The sequence below is a fragment of the Streptosporangium sp. NPDC087985 genome (assembly GCF_044741965.1).
Classification (GTDB): Bacteria; Actinomycetota; Actinomycetes; order Streptosporangiales; family Streptosporangiaceae; genus Streptosporangium.
The window spans coordinates 94,952-117,311 of sequence record NZ_JBIUTQ010000013.1; the positions used below are offsets into that span (position 1 = coordinate 94,952).

Below are 22,360 nucleotides of genomic sequence, written 5' to 3' on the forward strand. Positions count from 1 at the left end.
GCTCTTGATGGGATATTCCACCAGAAACTTATACGAAGTAGCACGATAAGGTTACTGTTCAGTGAACGGTTGGTGACATCACGCGGGTTGACGCCTGGACCGCCATGCCAAGGACGGTGGTGGTGGCGGCACTCCCGAGGGCGATGGTCCACCCCACGGGCCCCAGAGGGCGGCAGCCGAAGAACCGGCACAGGCCCGGGATCGAGACGGTCATAGCCAGCACGGCGATGGACGCGAGCGAGGCCAGCGCGACCACGCGATCCCGGCCGCCCAGGGCCAGGGTCTGGAACAGCTGTGCCGACACCAGCGCGACCAGCCCGATGGTATTCGCCCGTATCCGTGTGCCGGTCACCCGCCCGACCGACCACGCGACGCCGGCCGCGGACGCCGTGATGACGGCACGCAGGTAGATGTCGCGGGTCAGAGAGCCCGCCAGGGAGGCCTCCGGGCCCTCGGCGAGCAGCTTCTCGGGACTGCTCGCCGCCGGGGGCCGGACGGCCACCGCCATCGCCGGCAGCATGTCGGTGAGCAGGTTGACCAGCAGAAGCTGGCGGGCGTTCAGCACGTTCTGGCCGGTGATCAGGCTGGACGCGACCGTGAAGACGATCTCCCCGACGTTGCCGCCGAGCAGGATGCTCAGGGCGTCGCGGACCGAACTCCACATGGCCCTGCCCTCGATGATCGCATCGACGATCGTCTCGATGCGGTCGTCGGTCACCACGACGTCGGCGGCAGCCCGAGCCGCCTGAGTGGCACGGGACCCAAGGGCGATTCCCACATCCGCGGCACGGATCGCGGGGGCGTCGTTGGCGCCGTCGCCGGTGACCGCCACGACCATGCCGGAGCGGCGCAGGCAGTCGACGATCCGGACCTTGTGCGCCGGAGTGGTCCGGGCGAAAACCGTCACGTCCGGCAGTGTCTTTATCAGGACGTCGTCGTCGAGGTCGTCCAGCTCCGGACCGGTCATGATCCGGCCCCCGTTCAGCACGCCCAGCTCGGCGGCGATCGCCTCGGCGGTGCTCGGGTGGTCGCCTGTGATCATGGCGATCCGGACGCCCGCCCGCGTCAGACGCCTAACGCTCTCGGCCGCTGTGGACCGGACGGGATCGGCCAGGCAGAGAAAGCCCATGAAGGTCAGTCCCTCGATGCGGGACTCGTCGAGGTCGCGGCGGTCGGAGGCGGGACGCTCGGCCACCGCGAGCACCCGGTAGCCCTGGCGGGCGAGCCTGTCGATCTCGTCCTCGAGCCGTATCCTGGCGGACTCGTCCATGGGGCTGAGCCCGTGGTCACGGAGCAGGTTCGCGCACTGGGTGAGCACGACCTCCGGGGCGCCCTTGACGCTCAGCAGCGGCCCCGAGTCGCTCATACCGAGAACAGCGTGGTATCCGCGTCCCGGCTCGAAGGGAAGCTCGTCGATCCGCTGCCAGGTTCCCGTCCCCTCGTCGGGGGTCACGTGCAGCCGGCGGGCTCCGTCCAGCACGGCCCGGTCGGTGGGATGGGCGAGGGGCCGCCCCTCTTCGTGCCGCGGGCTCGCGCGCAGTCCCGCGGCCACGATCCGCTTCAGCTCGGGCGTCAACGCCTCGACGGAACAGTCGGCGTGCCCGTCCGAAACGGACCGCAGGCCGATGTGCCCTTCGGTCAACGTCCCCGTCTTGTCGAAGCAGAGCACGTTCACCCGGCCGAGGGCCTCGATCGTGGAGGGGGTCGGCACCAGGGTGTTACGGGTCGACAGCCGCTGGGCGGCGGCGAGCTGCGCGACCGAGGCGATGAAGGGAAGTCCTTCGGGCACGGCGGCGACGGCGAGGCTCACCGCGGGCGCGAGCGCCTCCGACAGCGGCCTGCCGCGCATCAGGTCGGCGGTCAGCAGGACGAGGCCGGAACCGAGCGCGGCCGGAAGAACCCGGCGGCTCAACGACCGCAGCCGGAGCTGCACGCCGGTGGCCGGAGGCCGCTCCACGGCGAGTCTGGCGGTCTGCGAGGCCTCGGTCGCCTCGCCCGCCGCGACGACCACGGCGATTCCGTGGCCGGCCGCCACCGTCGTGCCCTGGTAGACCATCGAGCTCCGGTCAGCGATGGCGGGCGCGTTGACGGACGCCGGTGACTTGGTGACGAGCTGGGACTCCCCGGTCAGGCTGGCCTCGTCGACCTCAAGGCCCACGGCCTTGAGCACGCGGCAGTCGGCCGGTACGGCGTCGCCCGCGCGCAACTCGATGACATCGCCCGCCACGAGGTTCTCGATGGTCGTGCTCACGTTCTCGTTGGGGCGGTGGAGCCGTACCCGGACCGCGACCGCTTCGGTCAGCCGGTGCAGGGCCCGGTCGGCGGTGAATCGCTGACTCCCTCCGATGAGCGTGTTGATGACCATTACTCCGCCTATCAGCACCGAGTCGGAGACCGAGCCGACCATGGCCGACAGAGCCGCCGCCGCCGTCAGGACCGGGGTCAGCGGGTTGGCCAGCTCCTCGATGGACGTACGGAGCAGCGAATCGGGTCCCTTGGGTTTCTCCGCTCCCGACAGGGCCCTGCGCCGCAGGGCTTCGGCCTCGGTGATGCCGCTGGGCGACGAACCGAGCCGGGCGAGAACGTCCTTGGCCGACATGGCGTGCCAGGGGGTACGGTCGGCGCGGACCGGCACCATCTCGCGTCCGACGTTCCGGCCTGCCCACTCACCCGTGACGATGGAGGCCAGCGCCGTGCAGTCGCCCACAGTCTGCGCCCTTCTCACCGACCCCGCCTGTGATACGAAGGTCGTCAGCCCCGCCCCGAGCGCCGCTCCCGCGACGCTGATCCATACACACTGCTCGCTCGTCCTTCTCGCCGGGCCCAGGCAGCTCAGGAGCAGGTGGACCTCGTCGAGCTCGCTGAGCACGTCCGCGTCCCAGGGCACCGGGCCCGACCGCCTCAGCACGCCGATGCCCAGATCGGCCTGGGTCAGCGCGGCCGTGGGACGCCCCGACACCAGGGCGACCCCGTGACCGTCGGCTTGGAGCGCGCGGACCGACCGGGCCAGCCGGGAACCGCCCGGCACGGTCTCGTCGATCTCGAGCCGCCGGCCGAGCCCCGGATGGTCTCCGGCCAGCATCACGGTGCACGCGTTCTTGGCCGCGGCGACGACGGCCTCCGCCAGGGGGTCGACCTCCAGTGCCATACCGACCAGGGCGATCAGAACGCCCTGTCTCGTCACGCCGACGGGCCGGAGCCCCCGGGCTTCCCACTCCTCGGCGTCCTCCGGGGTGAGCGCGGCCAGGTCCGCCACCGGCTCGGCCACCCACGTGTCGTGTTCCCGCCGTACGGTGGGGTCGGTGAAGTCGATCAGGGTGTAGAGCCGCGCGTGCAACTCGCCGCTGTTCATGTCGTCCACCAGGGGGACGACGCGGTCGATCGTCCAGGAGCCCGTGCCGAGAAAACCCGCGTCGAGGATGACCGTGTCGATGCCGTCCATGCGGCGCAGGGCGTTGCCGTTGAGCACGATCGCGCCGCGCTTCGCCATGGCACGTCCGACCGCGCCGGAGAATGAATCGCGGCCCAGTTTCGCGGCCTTGGGCGTCGCCGTGATCAGCATCGCGAGTCCCTGCTCGCGGTTGTTGCTGAGGAGACCCGTCAGGCCGGAGGCGCCCAGCGCCAGCGGGCCCCCGATGCGCTCGAACCGTTCCACGGGACTGTGGGCCAGGGGTGCCGGGCGCGACCTCTTCGCCGTCCGGATATGGCGGTAGGCCCCTTTCCTGGAGCACAGCTCATGCTCGTGCATCTGCCAGGCCCGCTGCGCGCCGCGCGTCTCCACGTAACGGCCGGCCGCGGTGACCGACTGGATGAGCAGTGCGAACGGACGCAGCGCGAACGTGTGAGTGACGATGTTCGCCGTGGTGAACAGGACATCGGTGGTAGGGCGGCCGATACGGCGCTCCAGCTCGACCCGGACTCTCGGGGTGGAGTCGACCAGGTGGAACAGGGCGGGGACGACGGGGGAGAGCGGTGGCGCGTGCACCACGCGCCCGGCGAACGCCAGACCGGCCCCGATCAGGCTCGCACCAAGCCGGATGCCGGCACGCGTGTGATGCTCCGTCAGCCGGGATGCCGCCACCCCCTGCCCCTGACCCGCCTCGATGTCCTCCTCGCCGCCGTCGTCCTGCTCGCCTTCGCCGCCCTGCTCGCCGCCGTCGTCCTGCTCCTCGTCGAGTTCCTCGACGATCGACAGCAGTTTCTCCAGGTCGATCGAGTCGGTGTCGCCTCCGACGAAGACAGAGCCGAGGACACCGTTGACCTCCGCCCGATTGACCCCCTCCGATGCCAGCAACAGGTATTCGAGCCGGCGCGCCAGCCGTTGGGTGTCGGGGCCGCCGATCACGCGCAGGTCGATATGGAACCCGCCGGGACAGGTCCGCGTCCCGCGACGGCGCGGCAGGACGTTCCGGATCGCGTCGGGCACGACGCCCCACAGTGCCTCGGTGGAATGGGTGAGCACACGCGCCAGCAACATTCGGCTCTCCAGCAGAAAAAAACACTCAGACAGTCAGGCCGTGGCGGTACACGGCCCGACCGGCCGTATCACCGAGCGACCGCGGTTACGTGGACGTGCTCCGGTGGCTCGAGGTGGTCGTCGCCCGGGAAGTGGGGCTGGCCGGCCAGCGCTGCCCGCGGGCGCGTTGGGCGATCATCGTTCCGACCCCGATGGCAGCCGCCACCGGCCATTCGATCAGCCCCGCCACCGCCAGCGCGCCGAGCCCCCCGTAGTAGACCATGCGGTCGGCCGGAGGGAGGAACGACTTGGCGGCGTCGACGGCCTGGCCGGCCTCCTGCAGGCTGATGTGCGGCAGGTGGAGATGTGGTGGATGGAACCGCACGGACATCATCGGCAGGTCCAGCGTGAACGCAAGCCCCTCGTGCTTGTGCTCCACCTGCGCGACGGCTTTCCCCCCCGCGGTCTTGCGCTGGGTGGATGCTCGCGTGGTGGTTTTCTTCTCCGTGGTCTTGCGCTGCGCGGGTACCCGTGCGGCGGCTTTCTCCTCCACGGTCTTGCGCTGGGTGGATGCTCGCGTGGTGGTTTTCTTCTCCGCGGTCTTGCGCTGCGCGGGTTTGCGCCCGGCGGCCGTGGCGGATCCGGACGGCGTACGGGTACGCGATCCGCGAACTGTCTGGCCTACGGTCATGGCCCCCCCTCAGAAGGAGTCGAGCGATCGGTTCAAGTGGCGCCCGCGGAAGGCTGATGACACCTTTCACGTGCGATTATCTGGCTTTAGGGCCACCTTCTTAAGCCTTCCTCGAACCGCAATCCTGAAACATGATCCAGCCCTTTGAACCAGACATGGGGGCGGAAACCACCGGTCACGTGCCGGACGCGGGATCTATGGGGACCGGTCGGCCACCCCCGCTCTCCGTCTCGCTCGCCGGTTGCGTCTACCCTGGAGCCGGTTTCCGGACAGGGAGGCGGAATGTTCAAGGGCGTGCTGATCGACTGGGGCGGCGTACTCACCACGGGTCTGTCCGAGGCGATCGCCGAGTGGATCGTCGTCGACCGGATCGACGCCACCCACTACCGCGACGTGATGCGCGAGCTGATCCTGCACGCCTACGAGGGCTCTGAGACCGGTGAGAACGCGATCCACGCGCTGGAGCGGGGCGAGATCTCCGGGCTGGAGTTCGAGCGGGACCTGGCTGCCAGGCTGGTCACGACGGACGGCGTGTCACCGGTCGCCGAAGGACTCCTGTCCAGGATGTTCGCCGGTTTCCAGCGGGTCGAGCCGATGTACGACATGCTCCGCCAGGCACGGGCCGCCGGGCTGCGGACCTGCCTGCTCTCCAACTCGTGGGCCAACGAGTATCCCCGTGAGGGCTGGGACGAGTTCTTCGACGAGGTCGTCATCTCGGGGGAGATCGGCATGCGCAAGCCGGAGGTGAGGATCTTCGAGCACGCGCTCGGCAGGGTCGGCCTGACCGGGCAGGAGTGCGTGTTCGTCGACGACATCGAGGCCAACATCACGGCTGCCCGCGCGCTCGGCATCGTGGGGGTGCACCACCGGGACCCCGAGCTGACCATCGCCGAGCTGGAGAGTCTCCTCAGCGTGCCGCTCCGTTGACGGTCACGCCGCGGCCCGGAGACCCGTGCTCGGCGGGCCGCCTCCGCGGCACCCAGGACCGGCTCGCCGCTCCGCCCGGCGCACCGTACCTCGCGACCAGGTCGCCGGGGCTGGCACACTCGATGGGTGATCGGCGTCGAACGGGGTGCCGACGCCGGAGAGACAGATCGAGGCATGGATGCGCGTCTACCTGCCGTGCACGCTCCCCACGCTGACCCGTGTGGTCGCCCTGGGGGAGCTTGGCCCGGCCCCGCTGACCGGTTACGCGGTGACCCCCGCGTTGATCGAGTGGTACGTCTCGGGTGACACCGAGGAACTGGAGTACGTCGCCCTGACCGAGGCTGCCAGGGCGTCCCTGCGGATGCTGGCCGCCGACCGCGCCGATGGGACGGAGGCGGCCGCCTGCCGGGTGGTGATCGCCGCCGAGGTGCCGGACGACAGCGTGAGCGCGGGTGCCGAGCCGGAGGAGCGCGCCCGGGTGCGGCTCGCGGGGGCGGTTCCGCTGGCGAAGATCGCCGCGGTCCATGTGGACGACGTGTCCGCGACGGCGGACGTCGAGGCCGCGATCGCCGCGCTGCCGGCGGCCGACCGCGGTGACGACGACGCCCAGTTCGTCGTGGACGGCGCCGAGGCCAACGAACTCCTGTGGTATGCCACCCAGGAGATTCCCGACCTGCTCAACTGACCTCTCGCGCGGCGGCCCAGGGGCTGACGTGCGGATTACGAGCTGACCGAAAAGTTGGTTATTTCCATAATTTTTCCGATTAATTGTGGTTATGATCTTCGCTGACTCGTATCGGTGGGTTCGTATGACGAGAAGGAGCTGGTGCTAGTGAAGATTCGGGTAACCGCGACCGCGGTGGCCGCAGTCGGCTTGGCCCTGTTCGCGGCGTCGCCGGTGAACGCGCACACCTACGACCACAAGGACCCCTACAGCACGGGCTGTGGCAACACGGCCAGCGCGGTGAGGACGGCCTCGATCAACAGCCCGCTCGACGGGAAGGTCGGGACGGTCAAGCTCATGTGGTCGAGCGCCTGCCAGACCAACTGGACCGAGATCTCGACCGCCACCAGCGCGCGGGGGACGATCAACCTCTACACCGACCGTGGGTCGGACTCGTTCACCTTCAAGGAGGGCAACGGCGGCCGTCACTGGGGCAACATGATGTACGCCCCTGGTGTCTGCGCGTGGGGTTCGGTCAGCGTCCAGTGGGGTTCCGGTGGTGGTGGGCAGAACGGGAGCGGTACCACCACCAAGGCCTGCGGCTGATCGTCTCTGAAGCATGGTGAGTGCGAGCCCGCGGTCGATCGCCCTGATCGGCCGCGGGTTCCGCGTTCGGCACCCGCGGCCGCCGTACACGGCGGAGAAGTGTCACGCCGGGTGGCTACTCTTGGGTTGATATGAAAAAGCATATTATTTGGGACTGGAACGGCACGCTCTTCCACGACATCGACGCCGTGGTCGAGGCGACGAACGTTGTGTTCGAGCCCTACGGGCTTGGCTCCTACGATGTCGACGGATTCCGGGCGGTGTACACGCGCCCGATCTGGGCGGCCTATGAGCGCATGCTCGGCCGTGCGCTCCACGACGGCGAGTGGGAGAGGCTGGACCTCGGCTTCCACGAGCACTACCACCGGCTGATGCTGGAGTGCGGGCTCGCGGCGGACGCGGCCTCCACCCTTGCGAGCTGGGAGCGGGAGGGCGGCAAGCAGTCGCTGCTGTCGATGTGGGCGCACGAGCGGCTGGGGCCCAAGGTCGCCGAGTTCGGCATCGACCGGCACTTCACCCGGATCGACGGGCTGCGCAGTGCGCCCGGCGGGCACAAGGCCGACTCGATGGTGGCCCATCTCGCCGCGCTGGGCGTGGATCCCGCCGACGTGCTGGTGATCGGTGACAGTGTGGACGACGCGCACGCCGCCCAGCACGTCGGGGCGCGGGCCGTGCTCTACACCGGCGGCATGACCAGCCGGGCGGACCTGCAGGCGTTCGGCGTCCCGGTCGTGGACACCCTCGCCGACGCCATCGACTACGCCTGAATCATTCGGCCTGGATCGATTGCCCCGAAACGGATGGTTTCGGTATTGGTAGCAGCCAGGGTGCGGCAATGGCCGTACTCTGGGCATCCGCACCCATTCCGGGAGGCCCACGATTAGCCGCCTCGTTCTCTGGAACGTCGATCTCACCCTGGTCGACGTCTCCATCGTCGCCCGCGACGCGTATGCGGAGGCCTTCCAGCAGGTCACCGGCCGGCCCCTGGTCAAGCTGACCCAGCACAACGGCCGCCCGGATTCGGAGATCGTCTTCGAGATGCTCGCCCTCAACGGGATCGTCGCCGAGGACGCCCACCTCCCGAAGTTCCTGGACGCGCTGGCCGCGGCCTTCGGCGCCCGGCGTAAGCGCCTGGCCAAGGACGGCCGGATGATGCCCGGGGCGGCGGACGCGCTGAAGGCCGTGGCGAAACTCGACGGTGTGGTCCAGTCGGTGCTCACCGGCACGATCAAGAGCAACGCCGTGCACAAGCTGGCCGCCTTCGGCCTGGACAGGCACGTGGACTTCGAGGTCGGCGGTTACGGCGAGGAGGTCTACCCCAAGGCCACCCTGCTCCAGGTCGCGCAGGGCAGGGCCAGGAAGAAGTACGGCGGGACCTTCGACGGCGGCAACACCGTGATGATCGGCGACTCGGCCAGGGACGTCCAGGCCGCCAGGATCGCCGGGGCCGCGATGATCGCGGTCGCCACCGGCCGCTCCCTCCCCGCCGAACTCCACGAGGCGGGAGCGGACGTGGTCCTGCCCGACCTGTCCAACCCGTCGGAGGTCGTCGCCGCCGTGGCCGGGCTCACCTCGCCCGCCCGCAGAGCCCGCTAGACCTCCCCGGGACGCCGTACGGTCACCCCGTACGGCGGGCGGCGATCTCCTGGACGACCGAGACCAGGAGATCGATGTCGGCCTCGGTCGTGCGCCAGTTGACGATGGCCGGTCGCAGGGCGGTCATGCCCCGGTAGGTGGTGGTCCCGGCGTAGACCCGGCCGTCGGCGAGCAGTTCCTCGCCGATCCACGCGTTCAGCGCGTTCAGCTCCTCCTCCGGAACGCCCGGAGGCCGGTAGCGGAAGCAGACCACACAGAGCCGTACCGGAGCGAGCAGCTCCAGGTCGGGAGCTTCCTCGACGATCCCGCCCAGCCGCAGGGCCAGGTCGTGGTGGCGCTCGACCATCTCCCGGTGGCCCTGCCTGCCGTACGCCCGCAGGGTCGCCCAGATGGGCAGCGCCCGCGCCCGCCGGGAGGACTCCGGGCCCAGGCAGTTGTAGTTGACGTGCGGGTCGTTTTCGGCGGGAAGGTACGCCGCGCCCCATGGGCCGAAGGTCCGGCCCATGAGCTCCGGGTCGCGGACGAACGCGAATCCGCTCTCATAGGGGACGTTGAGCCACTTGTGCCCGTCCGCGGTCACCGAGTGCGCCCGCTCCACCCCCTCGACCAGGTGTGACAGCCGGGGTGAGACCGCCGCGAACAGCCCGAAGGCTCCGTCCACGTGCAGCCAGGCGCCGTGCCGTCCGGCCAGGTCGGCCAGGTCGCCGATGGGGTCGAAGTCCCCGGTGTTCACCTCGCCCGCGTTCCCGACGATCACCGCGGGGCCGTCGATCCGTCCGAGCTCCCGGTCCATGGCCTCCAGGTCGACCCGCCCGGCCCTGTCCCGGGCGAAGACCTGGACGCTGTCCCGGCCACAGCCGAGCATCAGCAGCGCCTTGCGGCTGCTCGGGTGGATGTAGCCTCCGGCCAGCACGGGCATCCGCGGCAGCCCGGCGAGCCCGTCGGCCGTCACGTCGGCGCCGTGACGCTCGCCCCACCACTGCCGCGCACACGCCAGTCCGGTGAGGTTGGCGAAGGTCGCGCTCGGGGTCAGCACGCCGCCGTAGGACTGCGGCAGCCCGAACAGGTCCTTCAGCCACCGCAGCACGACGGTCTCCGCCCGGGTGGCGAGCGGCGAGGTCAGCCAGAGGCCCGCGGCCTGGTCCAGCAGTGAGGTCACCCAGTCGCCCGCCTGGGCCGCCGGGGTCGATCCGCCGACGATGAAGTGGAAGAAACGCGGTCCCGAGGAGTGCGTCGCCGCCTCGGTGCCGACGTGCAGCAGCCGTTCGACGCTGTCGAGGGTGCCCTCGCCGTGCTCGGAGAGCGTGCCGTCGAGCAGGTCGAGCATCTCGTCGGCCGCGTGGTCGTGAACAGGACGGTCGTCAAGCGAGTCGAGGTACGGCCCGGCGGCCTTGGCCACCATGTCCAGCGCGGCAGTGGCCTCGTCGCGTTCGTTCAAAGGATCACTCATCCTTCAGCAGACCACATCGGACCGCTGATCCACCAGTACCTTTCGACGGTGCCGGGGCCGGAGTCGCCACGGCGCCGACGCGACGGTGTGCCCGCGGTGAGGGTCGCCGTGGAGTGGATACGTGGCCGATCCACACCATCCGGCCGGAGGATATGGATATCCGGGGGATGACATTCCGGTCAGCCACCGAGAGGATGGGGCCATGGTTGAGGAAGGTGCGCTGCTCTGGGAACCCACCCCGGAGGTCGTGAAGAACGCCAAGGTGTCCCGCTACATGGAGTGGCTCGGCCGCTCCGGTGACTACGGGTCCCTGTGGCAGTGGTCGGTGGACGCCCCGGCCGAGTTCTGGACGTCCTTGTGGGACTACTTCGGTGTCGTGGGAGAGCGTGGTGACGGGCCCGTCATCTCAGGAACGATGCCCGGCGCCGAATGGTTCACCGGATCGACACTGAACTACGCGGCCAACGCGCTGCGCCGGGCCGCCTCCGACCCCGACCGGCCCGCGGTGGTCTTCCGCGACGAGACGGGCGGGCGGCGGACGCTCACCCTGGGCGAGCTGGCCGAGGAGGTCGCGCGGGTCCGCACGGGCCTGGCCGGGCTGGGCGTCGGCAGGGGGGACCGGGTCGCGGCGTACGCGCCGAACGTGCCCGAAACGCTGGTCGCCTTCCTCGCCACCGCCTCCCTGGGCGCCATCTGGTCCTCCTGCTCCCCGGACTTCGGCGCACCCAGCGTGATCGACCGCTTCACCCAGATCGAGCCGAAGGTGCTCATCGCGGTGGACGGCTACGACTACAACGGCAAGCGGTTCGACCGTACCGAGGTCGTCCGGGACATCGCCGCGAAGCTGCCGACCCTCGTCGCGCAGGTGTGGATGGCCACCTCCCGGGGCACCGGTGGCGCACCCGCCGCTTCCGGCGTACCGGACGCGGGGCAGACCCCGTCCGAGAGCGGCGGCCGTACCCTGAGCTGGGCGGAGCTGCGGGACGAGACCGGGCCGCTGGCCTTCGAGCCGGTGCCCTTCGGCCACCCGCTCTGGATCGTCTACTCCTCCGGCACCACCGGGCTGCCCAAGCCGATCGTGCACGGCCACGGCGGCATAGTGCTGGAGCACCTCAAGGCGCTCTCCTTCCACCAGGACCTGGGCGAGGAGGATGTGTTCTTCTGGTACACCACGACCGGCTGGATGATGTGGAACTACCTCATCGGCGGCCTGCTGGTCGGCGCGACGGTGATCCTCTACGACGGGTCGGCCACCCATCCGGGGACCGACGTGCTGTGGCGGCTGGCGGCCGAGGAGAAGGTCACCTACTTCGGCACCGGTGCGCCGTACCTCATCGCCTCCATGAAGGCGGGCCTGCGGCCCTCCGGGCTCACGGCGCTGCGCGGCCTCGGCTCCACCGGCTCGCCGCTGCCCCCCGAGGGGTTCACCTGGGTGCACGACGCGCTGCCGGAGGTTCAGCTCGGCTCGTTCTCCGGTGGTACCGACGTCTGCACCGGCTTCGTCGGCGCGGTCCCGCTGCTCCCGGTCCGCGCGGGCGTCATCCCGTGCCGCTGCCTGGGGGCCAGGGTCGAGTCCTTCGACCCGTCGGGCACGCCGGTGGTCGGCGAGGTCGGCGAGCTGGTGCTCACCGCGCCGATGCCGTCGATGCCGGTCATGTTCTGGAACGACCCCGACGGGGCGAGATACCGGGAGAGCTACTTCGCCGACTACCCCGGCGTCTGGCGGCACGGCGACTGGATCAAGATCCTCCCTGACGGCGGCTCCGTCATCTATGGCCGCTCCGACTCCACCCTCAACCGGGGCGGAGTGCGGATGGGCACCAGCGAGTTCTACCGCGTGGTGGAGCGCTTCGACGAGATCGCCGACAGTCTGGTCATCGACACCGGCCAGCTCGGCCAGGACGGGCGCCTGCTGCTCTACGTCACCATGGCCGAGGGCGCCGTCCTGTCCGATGAGCTGATCACAGACCTGCGGCGCGCCCTCAGGGAGGGGCTGTCCCCCCGGCATGTGCCGAACGAGATCATCGAGGTCCCCGGGATCCCGCGCACCCTCAGCGGCAAGAAGCTGGAGGTCCCGATCCGTAAGATCCTCCTCGGCGTCCCCCCGGAGAAGGCCGCCAACCTCGATTCCATGGCCAACCCCGAGGTGCTGTCCCACTTCGCTCCGCTGACGGAGTGAGGTGGGGGCCCGTGTTCAGATCCCCTGGGGGAGGCGGAAGAGGCGGCCGGGGTCGTGGGCGGCCTTGACACGGGCGAGCCGGTCGGCGTTCGCGCCGTAGTAGGCCGCGCGCCAGCCGCCGAGCTCCGCGTCGATGTAGTTCACGTAGGCGTGGTCGCCGAAGTGGGGGCGCATCCGGGCGTGCGCGGCCCTGGCCCAGGCCGCCGCTCCGGCGCGGTGGGCGTAGTACTGCACGCTGTAGAGGGCGGCCCGGTGCGGGAAGGCGGTGGCGTCCGGGCTGATCCGGCCGACGGCACCGCCGAGGGCGTCCAGCAGCACGGTGTGGCTGCCCGGCCGGCTGACCTCGGCGACCAGCGCCGTGGCGCCGGCCTCCGACAGCGGCCGGTAGGCCATGTGCGACTTGGCCGTGAAGACGTCGCGCGGCAGCCTGCCGTCGCGGGTCTGGCCGGGCAGGGAACCGCCCCGGTGGCACTGGGAGACCGACAGCGTGGAGCAGCCCGCCATGATCATCATGGCCTGGCGGTAGGAGGTCTGCCGGATGGAACTGGAGGAGAGCGGGCCGATCCGGTCGGGCAGCCGGTCCAGTAACCGCTCGCAGTCCGCACTGCCCCCCAGGTAGAGGCCGACGATCTGGACGTCCATCCCGCCGTCGCGGCTCAGGTGCATCGTGGACCAGAGCTCGTCGGGGGCGGAGGGCGCCCACGCCTGCCACGCCCGGACCGCCTTGGCGGCCTTCGCCCACGGCCAGCGCAGGAAGAACACCGTGACCTCGCGGATGGGGTGGGTCCGGAAGCCGAAGGAGACCGCCACGCCGAGGTTGCCGCCGCCCCCGCCGCGCGAGGCCCAGTAGAGGTCGGAGTTGTGGTCGGCGTCGCAGGTCAGCAGCCGGCCGTCGGCCGTGACGAGCTGGACGGACTCCATCACGTCGCAGGTCAGGCCGTACTTCCTGGACACCACGCCGATCCCGCCGCCCAGCGCCAGCCCGCTCACCCCCACCGTGGGACAGCTCCCCGCAGGGATGCTGACCCCGCTCGCGCCCAGCCGGTCGTAGACGTCGACGAGCTTGGCGCCGGCCCCGACGGTCGCCCGGCCGGACGCGTGGCTGACCTTGTTCATCCGGGAGACGTCGACGACCAGGCCGGTCCCGGTGGACCATCCGGCGTAGGAGTGGCCACCCGACCGTACGGCCAGCGGCACGTTCATCCGGCGGGCGAAGCCGACGCACTCGGCCACGTCGGAGGGGTTGGCGCAGTAGGCCACGCCCGCGGGCCGTACCGTGTCGAAGGCGGGATGGAACAGGCGGCGGGCGGCGTCGTAGGTGGCGTCGCCGGGGCGGACGAGCCCGCCGTCCAGCCCTGCCGCCAGGGCGTTCCAGTCCGACCGGGAGGGGACGGCGACAGCGGGCGGTCGGGCTCCCAGGGTCAGGGCGGCCATGCCGCCGATCCGAAGGAATGTCCGCCTGTCCGGAGCGGGCCGCATGATCGTCTCCCCGAGATTTCCGTCTTCCTGCCCGTTGAGACGGCCGCGCGGCCCGTCTGGTTGGTCACATTCGCATTACTTCGCAGGGGGAGCGTGGGTGTGACGGCCCTGGTCCCACGCGGTCCGCGCCGTGGCCGGAGGGGGCGGACGTCTGCACGCCGCCGGCCGCCGGGAACGGCCCGGACGGGCCTTACCGGGTGGTGATGGAGCCGCGCAGGACACGTAAGTCTCCGGACACACCCGCCGTGGCCCCCTACGATTGGGAAGGAGGAGGGAATCCCTGTTCCCGGAGCCGGATGAGGCGTCCTGCCCCTCAGGCGTCGCCGATCGGGACCGTTCCGACGGCTCCGACGGCGAGAGAGCTGCCACGTTGACGTTTTACGTATTTTCGGGTGATATCAAGGACGGCGGCACGTTTCGGTCAACGGGGATCGATGCAGGTAGCCGCTGGAGGTGTCGTGCCACGGGCCATGCCCGGCGAGCGGAGTGACGTGAGCTGTGCGGACCGCCCGAGGGGCGCCGGTGAGACCGGAACCGTACGGCGGCGTCATCGCTCTTCCGAGCCCACCACGTGCGATGCTGATCCCACCGCCCTCTCCCGGCGAGGGTCCGCCGTCTCCGACCAGGAGACCTCCGGCTCTCCGCTGACAGGGGCCGGGCACCGCGGGTCCCACGACGATCCGTGGCGACCGGCCGGGAACCGGCTCACCCATGACGAGACAGCCGCCCCGTGGCGGACACGTCATGCGCCCGAGCCGTGGATCGGAACGGAGCCGGGTGCGTGTGGCTCGACGGGGATGCCGCGTCTCCCAGGGCGCGCGCGTCCGCATCATCCCCCCCTTCTATGGGAACTACGGACTGGGTCCTAGGTCCTTACCAACATGCAAAATCCCCTCACAAAGGAGTGAGAGCGACATGCCGCTCGACGAGGCGAAGGACGAGCTGCTCAGGAGTGCCGCCGAGATGTGCGCGCACACACCGGGCGGCGAACACCTGGGTGTTGAGGAGGCGCTCGCCTATCTCCGGCTCTACTACCGGCATGTCGCGCCAGAGGACCTGCTGCACCGCAACCCGGTCGACGTGTACGGCCCGGCCATGGCTCAGCGGCAGCTCGCGGAGAACCGTCCCCAGGGCCGCGCCCTGCTGCGGGCGTACACGCCGACTCTGGAGGAGCACGGCTGGGACCCCGGGTGCTCGGTCATCGAGGTGGTCACCGACGACATGTCCTTCCTGGTCGACTCGGTGACGATGGAGCTCGACAGGCACCAGATCGGCATCCAGCTCGTTGTCCACCCCCAGATGCGGGTGCGCAGGGACATGACCGGCAGGCTGCTCCACGGGGACCGGGATGACGTCACCGGGCAGATGCTCGAGGAGTCCTGGATGCACTTCGAGATCGACCGGCAGACCGACTCCGCCACGCTCAGGGAGCTCGAAGCCGATCTCCAACGGGTCCTGGGGGACGTGCGCTACGCCGTCGAGGACTCCGTCAAGATGCGGGCTCTCGCCCTGCGGACCGCGGAGGACGTGTCGGTCAACCCGCCGCCGCTGGACCTGGCGGGCGTCGAGGACAGCCTGGAGCTGATGCGCTGGCTGGCCGACGGGCACTTCACCTTCCTCGGCTACCGTGAGTACCGCCTGGAGGAGGGCGAGGAGGGCGCCGCGCTGCGCCCGGTGCCCGGGACCGGTCTGGGAATCCTCCGCCACGACAAGGCGGGTTCCGAGAGCTTCGCCGCGCTCTCTCCCGAGCTGCGTGCCAAGGCCCGTGAGAAGCAGCAGATGCTGATCGTCACCAAGGCCAACACCCGCGCCACCGTGTACCGCCCGACCTACCTGGACTACGTGGGCGTCAAGCTCTTCGACGCCGAGGGCGAGGTCGTCGGTGAGCGGCGTTTCCTCGGACTGTTCACCCACGTCGCCTACAGCGAGTCGATCTCCCGCATCCCGGTGCTCCGGCGCAAGCTTGACGAGGTCCTCGATCTGGCCGGGCTGCCCGCCGACAGCCATGACGGCAAGGACCTCATTGAGATACTGGAGACCTTCCCCAGGGACGAGCTCTTCCAGACCTCGGTGGAGCAGCTCCTGCCGATCGCGCTCGGCGTGCTCAGGCTCCGCGAGCGCAAGCAGGTCAAGGTCTTCCTGCGCCCGGATGATTACGGCCGCTACGTCTCGTACCTGGTCTACCTGCCGCGTGACCGTTACACCACCAAGATCCGCGTCAAGATGCAGGAGATCCTGCTCAAGGCGGTCGGCGGCACCTCCCTGGACTACAGCGCGATGATCGGAGAGTCGGTTCTCGCCCGGCTGCACGTGGTCGTGCGCGGCGAGCGGGGCAGGCCGCTGAACCCCGCCGCGGTCGACATGGAGGAGCTGGAGGGCAAGCTGGCCGACGCCACCCGGTCCTGGGACGACGACCTGGCCGCCGCCATCACCGAGCTGAGCTCCGAGGAGGAGACGCCCAGGCTCCTCCGCCGGTACGCCTCGGCGTTCCCCGAGGGCTACAAGGCCGACTTCCCGGCCCGGATGGCGGTCGCCGACCTGCGCCGCCTGGAGCTGATCGACGGCTCGCCCGACGAGATCGGGATGAACCTCTACGAGCCGTACGAGGCCGTGGAGGGCGAGCGCCGGTTCAAGCTCTACCGGATCGGTGCGCCCATCTCGCTGTCGCACGTACTGCCGCTGCTCCAGCGGATGGGTGTCGAGGTGGTCGACGAGCGGCCGTACGAGATCAACCGCGACCACGACCCGGAGATCCAGGAAGCCTGGATCTACGACTTCGGCCTGCGTTACACCCCCTCGGCGGAGGTGGACAGGGACGAGTTCAAGCGGCTGTTCCAGGACGCGTTCGGCGCGCTCTGGAGCGGCCGGGTGGAGAGCGACGGGTTCAACGGGCTCGTCCTGGCCGCCGGACTGACCTGGGAGGAGGCCGAGATCCTGCGGGCCTACGCCAAGTATCTGCGTCAGGCCGGCACCACGTTCAGCCAGGACTACATCGAGCGGGTGCTGCTCGGCAACGTACGGCTCGCGCGGCTGCTGGTGCGGCTGTTCGAGGCCAGGTTCGACCCCCGGCGCTCGGAGGAGATCCGCTCGGAGCTGCAGGAGGCGATGCGGGAGGAGATTCTCGGCGCCCTGGACGACGTGGCCTCTCTGGACGAGGACCGGATCCTGCGGGCCTACCTGGAGATGATCAACGCGACGCTGCGGACGAACTACTTCCAGACGGTGGACGGCGAGCGCAAGCCGTACATCAGCCTGAAGTTCGACTCGCCGTCGATCAGCGTGCTGCCGCTGCCCCGCCCGATGTTCGAGGTCTTCGTCTACTCGCCCCGGGCCGAGGGTGTGCACCTGCGGTACGGCAAGGTCGCGCGAGGCGGCCTGCGCTGGTCGGACCGGATGGAGGACTTCCGTACGGAGGTGCTCGGGCTGGTGAAGGCGCAGATGGTGAAGAACACCGTCATCGTCCCCACCGGTTCCAAGGGTGGCTTCGTCGTGAAAAATCCGCCGAAGTCGGGCGTGCGGGAGGACGTGCTCGCCGAGGGCGTCGCCTGCTACCGGATCTTCATCTCCGGCCTGCTGGACATCACCGACAACCTCGTCGACGGTCAGGTGGTCCCGCCCGCCGACGTGGTCAGGCATGACGAGGACGACACCTACCTGGTGGTCGCCGCCGACAAGGGCACCGCGACGTTCTCCGACATCGCCAACGACGTGGCCAGGCAGTACGGCTTCTGGCTGGGCGACGCCTTCGCCTCCGGCGGCTCGGTCGGCTACGACCACAAGGGCATGGGCATCACTGCCCGCGGCGCCTGGGAGTCGGTCAAGTACCACTTCCGCACGGTCGGCGTGGACATCCAGACCACCGACTTCACCGTGGCCGGTATCGGCGACATGTCCGGTGACGTGTTCGGCAACGGCATGCTGCTCTCCCAGCACATCCGGCTGGTCGCCGCCTTCGACCACCGGCACATCTTCATCGACCCGAACCCGGACGCCGCGCGCAGCCACACCGAGCGCGCCCGGCTGTTCGCGCTGCCCCGCAGCTCCTGGGCCGACTACGACGCCTCGCTCATCGCCCAGGGCGGCGGCGTCTGGCCGCGGACGGCCAAGTCGATCCCGGTGTCCCCACAGATGCGCACCGTGCTCGGCCTCACCGACGGGGTGACCTCGATGGCCCCCAACGACCTGATCAGCGCCATCCTGCGGGCCCCGGTCGACCTGCTGTGGAACGGCGGCATCGGCACCTACGTCAAGGCGTCGAGCGAGTCGAACGCCGACGTCGGCGACAAGGCCAACGACGGCCTGCGCGTCAACGCCGCAGATCTGCGCTGCAAGGTGATCGGCGAGGGCGGCAACCTGGGCTTCACCCAGCTCGCCCGGATCGAGTTCGCACTCAACGGCGGCCTCGTCAACACCGACTTCATCGACAACTCCGCGGGTGTGGACACCTCCGACCACGAGGTGAACATCAAGGTCCTGCTGGACCGGGCGGTCCGCGACGGCGAGCTCACCGAGAAGCAGCGTAACCAGCTCTTCCTCAACATGACCGACGAGGTCGCACAGCTCGTCCTGCGGGACAACTACGACCAGAACGTGGTGCTGACCGCCGCCCGCGCGCAGGCCCCCGAGATGCTGCACGTCCACGCGCGCCAGCTCCGCAGGCTGGAGCGGGCCGGGCTGGTCAACCGGGAGCTGGAGTTCCTGCCGTCGGACAAGGCGCTCGCCGAGCGGCGCCAGGCCGGGCTCGGGCTGACCGCGCCGGAGTTCTCGGTGCTGCTGGCCTACACCAAGCTGGTGGCGGACTCGGAGATCCTCAGCTCCGACCTGCCCGACGACCCCTACCTGGCGTCCTGGATGGTGTCCTACTTCCCGACGGCGCTGCGCGAGCGCTTCCGCGACTACATGGACGTCCACCCGCTCCGCCGGGAGATCATCACCACCGGTGTGGTGAACGACCTGGTCAACTCCAGCGGGACCACCTTCCTGTTCCGGCTCGGTGAGGAGAGCGGCGCGTCCGCCCCGGACATCGCCCGCGCCTACCTCGTCACCCGAGAGGTCTTCGACCTGCCCAGCTTCTGGCGGCAGGTCGAGGAACTGGACAACAAGGTGGACACCTCAACCCAGATCGCAATGGAGCTGGAGGCCCGCAAGCTGGCCGAGCGCGGTACCCGCTGGCTGCTCGGTAACCGCCGCGCGCCGCTGGACCTGGCCTCCACGGTGAGCCTCTTCACCAAGGGCATGAACGGGCTGCTGGTGGACATGCCCAATCTGCTGACCGGCTCCGACCTGGTGGCGTTCGAGGAACGGCGGGACGGTTTCATCGCCCGGGGCGTGCCCACCGACCTGGCCGAGCGGGTCGCCGGGATGGTCCCGGCCTACTCCACGTTCGACCTGGTGGAGGTGGCCTCCTACACCGGCAGGCCGGTGAGCGAGGTGGCCGAGGTCTACTTCGATCTGGCCGACCGGCTCCAGCTCTCCGGGCTCCGCGAGCGCGTCATCGCGCTGCCCAGGGACAACCGGTGGAACTCCATGGCCCGGGCCGCGCTCCGTGACGACCTCTACGCCGCGCACGCCACGCTCACCCGTGACGTCATGATGCACAGCACGCCGGGACTGTCGCCCGAGGAGCGCCTGGCACGCTGGGCGGAGGCCAACTCGGCGGCCAGGGCACGGGCCCGGCTGACCCTGTCGGAGATCTGGGAGAGCGACAATTTCGACCTCGCCACGCTGTCGGTGGCGTTGCGCGCGATCCGTACGCTGGTGGCCGCCACCAACCTGCCGCCCAGCGAGGCCTGACCGGCCGCCGTTGACCTGGGCCTCCGGGCCCAGGTCAACGGCGGGCATTCACGTCGTGGACCGCCTGGACCGCTGTCCGGGCCGGCTCGCCGGTATTCCCGTCCATCCGGGCCTGGTGTCCGTGCTCCTTTTCCGAGCCGCTCTCAGGAGACGGACACCCTGGTCGTGCCGCCCAGGTAGCCGATGATTCTGGCCGGCTGGTGGCTGTTCCCGGGTGGGACGGTGCTCACGTACTGCTGCATCTCGACGGTGCGCAGTTCCTTCTGGGCGTAGCTCGCCCCGGCCAGTCTCCGGATCTCCGGCGGCACCACGATCACCGTCGCGCAGGGCTGGATCTTGGTGGTCAGCGTGGTGGTCCTGATCAGCGAGTAAATGACCATCGCCCCGCCGTCGGTGGTGCGCAGCGCGTGCACCGGCTCGCTGCTCGCAGCGAAGATCGAGTCATAGTCCAGGCATTCCTTCGCCCGGTAGTCCATCCGATTAGCCGCGATCTCGTCGGCGTAGCCGGTGGTGCGCGAGCCCTTTGCGATGAGCCCTGCGGTGAACCCCCCGGTGCCCTCCTCCGCGGAGGTCGCGTGGAGCGGCGCCATGAGCCGCGGGCTGATCGCGATGGTCGTGTCCTCGGAGCCCAGCGCGGTGGCGTAGCCCTGCGGGTCCTTGGCGATCTCCGGGGCCTGTGCCCCCGCCTCCAGCAGCGAGGCGGAGCTGAGGTACCACCTCTCCTCGCCATATTTGATCAAAGTCAGTACGGCGGTGCGCGTGTCACCCTTCCCGTTCCGGCGGTTCACGATCGCGCCGAACCAGAAAGGACTGCTCTGCGTCCGGGGGACCAGCAGCTGCGGCCTGCCCCAGGTGTAGTGGGGGAGCGCGTCCGCCGGGCCGTTCAGGGCGGCCAGCGCGAGGGCCTGCTGCCCGTCGCGGGTCTGCTCCAGGATGTTCCTGACGTCGGCGTCCTGGTGAGGTGCGGCGCGGCTCAGCACCTCCTCCGCGCCCAGGATGCCCGCCAGTGCCTTCCGCGCCTCCGCGAGTGTGACCGGGGGCTCCGACAGGGCGACGGGGGCCGGGGAGGAACCGGTGACCGGAGCGGCCTGTCTCGTCGCGCCGCCGCCGGAGCCCGAGCACGCCGAGGTCATGGTCACCAGAGACAGGACGAGCACGAGCAGACTCCGCCGACCACGTCCCCGCACGCCCGCCTCCTGATGCACTCCCCCCGCGCCCATGCTAGCCATGGGGCGGGTCCGTACCGTACCCAACGGGGTTCGGCGGTCGCGTACCCTTTACAGACGTGGCACTCATCGACCCGGCAGAAGAGATCACCGAGCTTACCGGCACGCTGAACAGTATTCAGGACGTGCTCGACGTCGACGCGATACGCAAGCAGCTCGAAGAGCTCGGTGAGCAGGCCGCCGCGCCTGACCTGTGGAACGACCAGGAGCGGGCCCAGAAGGTCACCAGCAAGCTCTCCTCCCTGCAGGGCGAGATCAACAGGATCGAGTCCCTGGGGCAGCGCCTCGCGGACCTGTCCGTCCTGTACGAGCTCGCCGCCGCCGAGGACGACGAGGACACCCGTGAGGAGGCGGACCGCGAGCTGGAGTCCCTGAAGAGCGACATCGGCGCCCTTGAGGTCCGCACCCTGCTCTCGGGTGAGTACGACGGCCGCGAGGCGGTCGTCACGATCCAGTCCCAGGCCGGTGGCGTGGACGCCGCCGACTGGGCGCAGATGCTCCAGCGGATGTACCTGCGGTGGGCCGAGCGCAAGGGCTATCCGACGGAGGTCTACGAGACCTCCTACGCGGAGGAGGCCGGGATCAAGTCGACGACCTTCACCGTGAAGGCGCCCTACGCCTACGGCACGCTCCGCGGCGAGCACGGCACGCACCGGCTGGTCCGCATCAGCCCGTTCGACAACCAGGGGCGCCGCCAGACATCCTTCGCCGGTGTCGACGTCGTGCCGGTCGTCGAGACGACCGACCACATCGACATCAACGAGGACGATCTGCGGGTCGACGTCTACCGGTCCTCCGGTCCCGGCGGCCAGGGTGTCAACACCACCGACTCCGCGGTCCGCCTGACCCACCTGCCCACCGGCATCGTGGTCTCCTGCCAGAACGAGCGTTCGCAGCTGCAGAACAGGGCGACCGCGATGGCGGTCCTGCAGTCCAAGCTGCTGGAGCGCAAGCGGCAGGAGGAGGCTGCGGCGCTGAACGAGATCCGTGGTGAGGCCACCACCTCATGGGGCACCCAGATCCGCAACTACGTGCTGCACCCCTACCAGATCGTCAAGGATCTGCGGACCGGGACCGAGGCGGGTAACCCGAGTGCGGTGCTCGACGGTGATCTCGACGAGTTCATCGAGTCGGAGATCCGGTGGACCCGCCGTCAGGAGTCGGGCGTCGAGTAGTGACGCGTGGCACCCCGGGGTACGTGAGAGGTGCGTGAGCGTGCCTCGGACGCCCTGGGGCGCTCTCTGAAGAACTTTCAGACGTGGGGCCGTTTCGGGCCGCCGGTGAGGTGCCGCC

13 protein-coding genes are annotated in these 22,360 nt (G+C 69.8%); 8 read left to right on the forward strand and 5 right to left on the reverse strand.

Annotated elements, in window-relative coordinates:
• Window positions 1-58: 58 nt before the first annotated feature.
• Both ACIN94_RS22510 and ACIN94_RS22515 read right to left on the reverse strand, forming a co-directional pair.
• Window positions 59-4,477, reverse strand: a complete 4,419-nt coding sequence (locus ACIN94_RS22510) for an HAD-IC family P-type ATPase (protein ID WP_400709022.1) — start codon at window positions 4,475-4,477, stop codon at window positions 59-61.
• 85 nt (window positions 4,478-4,562) lie between these two features.
• Window positions 4,563-5,147, reverse strand: a complete 585-nt coding sequence (locus ACIN94_RS22515) for a hypothetical protein (protein WP_400709025.1) — start codon at window positions 5,145-5,147, stop codon at window positions 4,563-4,565.
• Between the two features lie 282 nt (window positions 5,148-5,429).
• Between ACIN94_RS22515 and ACIN94_RS22520 the strand changes: the two genes are divergently transcribed.
• The 5 genes from ACIN94_RS22520 (at window position 5,430) to ACIN94_RS22540 (ending at window position 8,940) form a co-directional block, all read left to right on the forward strand.
• On the forward strand, window positions 5,430-6,074 hold the full coding sequence (locus ACIN94_RS22520; RefSeq protein WP_400709028.1) for an HAD family hydrolase: 645 nt from the start codon (window positions 5,430-5,432) through the stop codon (window positions 6,072-6,074).
• A gap of 178 nt (window positions 6,075-6,252) precedes the next feature.
• A complete protein-coding gene (locus ACIN94_RS22525) occupies window positions 6,253-6,759 on the forward strand; it encodes a DUF6912 family protein (protein WP_400709237.1) in 507 nt (168 codons plus the stop codon).
• Between the two features lie 147 nt (window positions 6,760-6,906).
• Window positions 6,907-7,344: a DUF2690 domain-containing protein gene (locus ACIN94_RS22530; protein ID WP_400709031.1), complete on the forward strand. Its 438-nt coding sequence runs from the start codon at window positions 6,907-6,909 to the stop codon at window positions 7,342-7,344.
• A 131-nt stretch (window positions 7,345-7,475) separates the two neighbouring features.
• Window positions 7,476-8,111, forward strand: coding sequence for an HAD family hydrolase (locus tag ACIN94_RS22535; RefSeq protein ID WP_400709034.1), 636 nt, complete (start codon window positions 7,476-7,478; stop codon window positions 8,109-8,111).
• A 112-nt stretch (window positions 8,112-8,223) separates the two neighbouring features.
• Window positions 8,224-8,940, forward strand: a complete 717-nt coding sequence (locus ACIN94_RS22540; protein ID WP_400709240.1) for an HAD family hydrolase — start codon at window positions 8,224-8,226, stop codon at window positions 8,938-8,940.
• A gap of 22 nt (window positions 8,941-8,962) precedes the next feature.
• Here ACIN94_RS22540 and ACIN94_RS22545 read toward each other — a convergent pair whose 3' ends face one another.
• Entirely contained in the window at window positions 8,963-10,378 is a 1,416-nt protein-coding gene (locus ACIN94_RS22545; RefSeq protein ID WP_400709037.1) for a pyridoxal phosphate-dependent decarboxylase family protein, read from the reverse strand.
• A gap of 214 nt (window positions 10,379-10,592) precedes the next feature.
• Here ACIN94_RS22545 and ACIN94_RS22550 point away from each other — a divergent pair, with 214 nt between their 5' ends.
• Window positions 10,593-12,569, forward strand: coding sequence for an acetoacetate--CoA ligase (locus tag ACIN94_RS22550; RefSeq protein ID WP_400709040.1), 1,977 nt, complete (start codon window positions 10,593-10,595; stop codon window positions 12,567-12,569).
• A 15-nt stretch (window positions 12,570-12,584) separates the two neighbouring features.
• Here the strand turns inward: ACIN94_RS22550 and ACIN94_RS22555 are convergent, their stop codons facing one another.
• Window positions 12,585-14,048, reverse strand: a complete 1,464-nt coding sequence (locus ACIN94_RS22555; protein ID WP_400709043.1) for an FAD-binding oxidoreductase — start codon at window positions 14,046-14,048, stop codon at window positions 12,585-12,587.
• A gap of 915 nt (window positions 14,049-14,963) precedes the next feature.
• Between ACIN94_RS22555 and ACIN94_RS22560 the strand changes: the two genes are divergently transcribed.
• A complete protein-coding gene (locus tag ACIN94_RS22560) occupies window positions 14,964-19,841 on the forward strand; it encodes an NAD-glutamate dehydrogenase (RefSeq protein WP_400709046.1) in 4,878 nt (1,625 codons plus the stop codon).
• A 143-nt stretch (window positions 19,842-19,984) separates the two neighbouring features.
• Here ACIN94_RS22560 and ACIN94_RS22565 read toward each other — a convergent pair whose 3' ends face one another.
• Window positions 19,985-21,028: a hypothetical protein gene (locus ACIN94_RS22565; protein WP_400709049.1), complete on the reverse strand. Its 1,044-nt coding sequence runs from the start codon at window positions 21,026-21,028 to the stop codon at window positions 19,985-19,987.
• Between the two features lie 98 nt (window positions 21,029-21,126).
• Between ACIN94_RS22565 and prfB the strand changes: the two genes are divergently transcribed.
• Entirely contained in the window at window positions 21,127-22,242 is a 1,116-nt protein-coding gene (gene prfB, locus ACIN94_RS22570) for a peptide chain release factor 2 (protein ID WP_400709052.1), read from the forward strand.
• The last annotated feature ends 118 nt before the right edge of the window (window positions 22,243-22,360 follow it).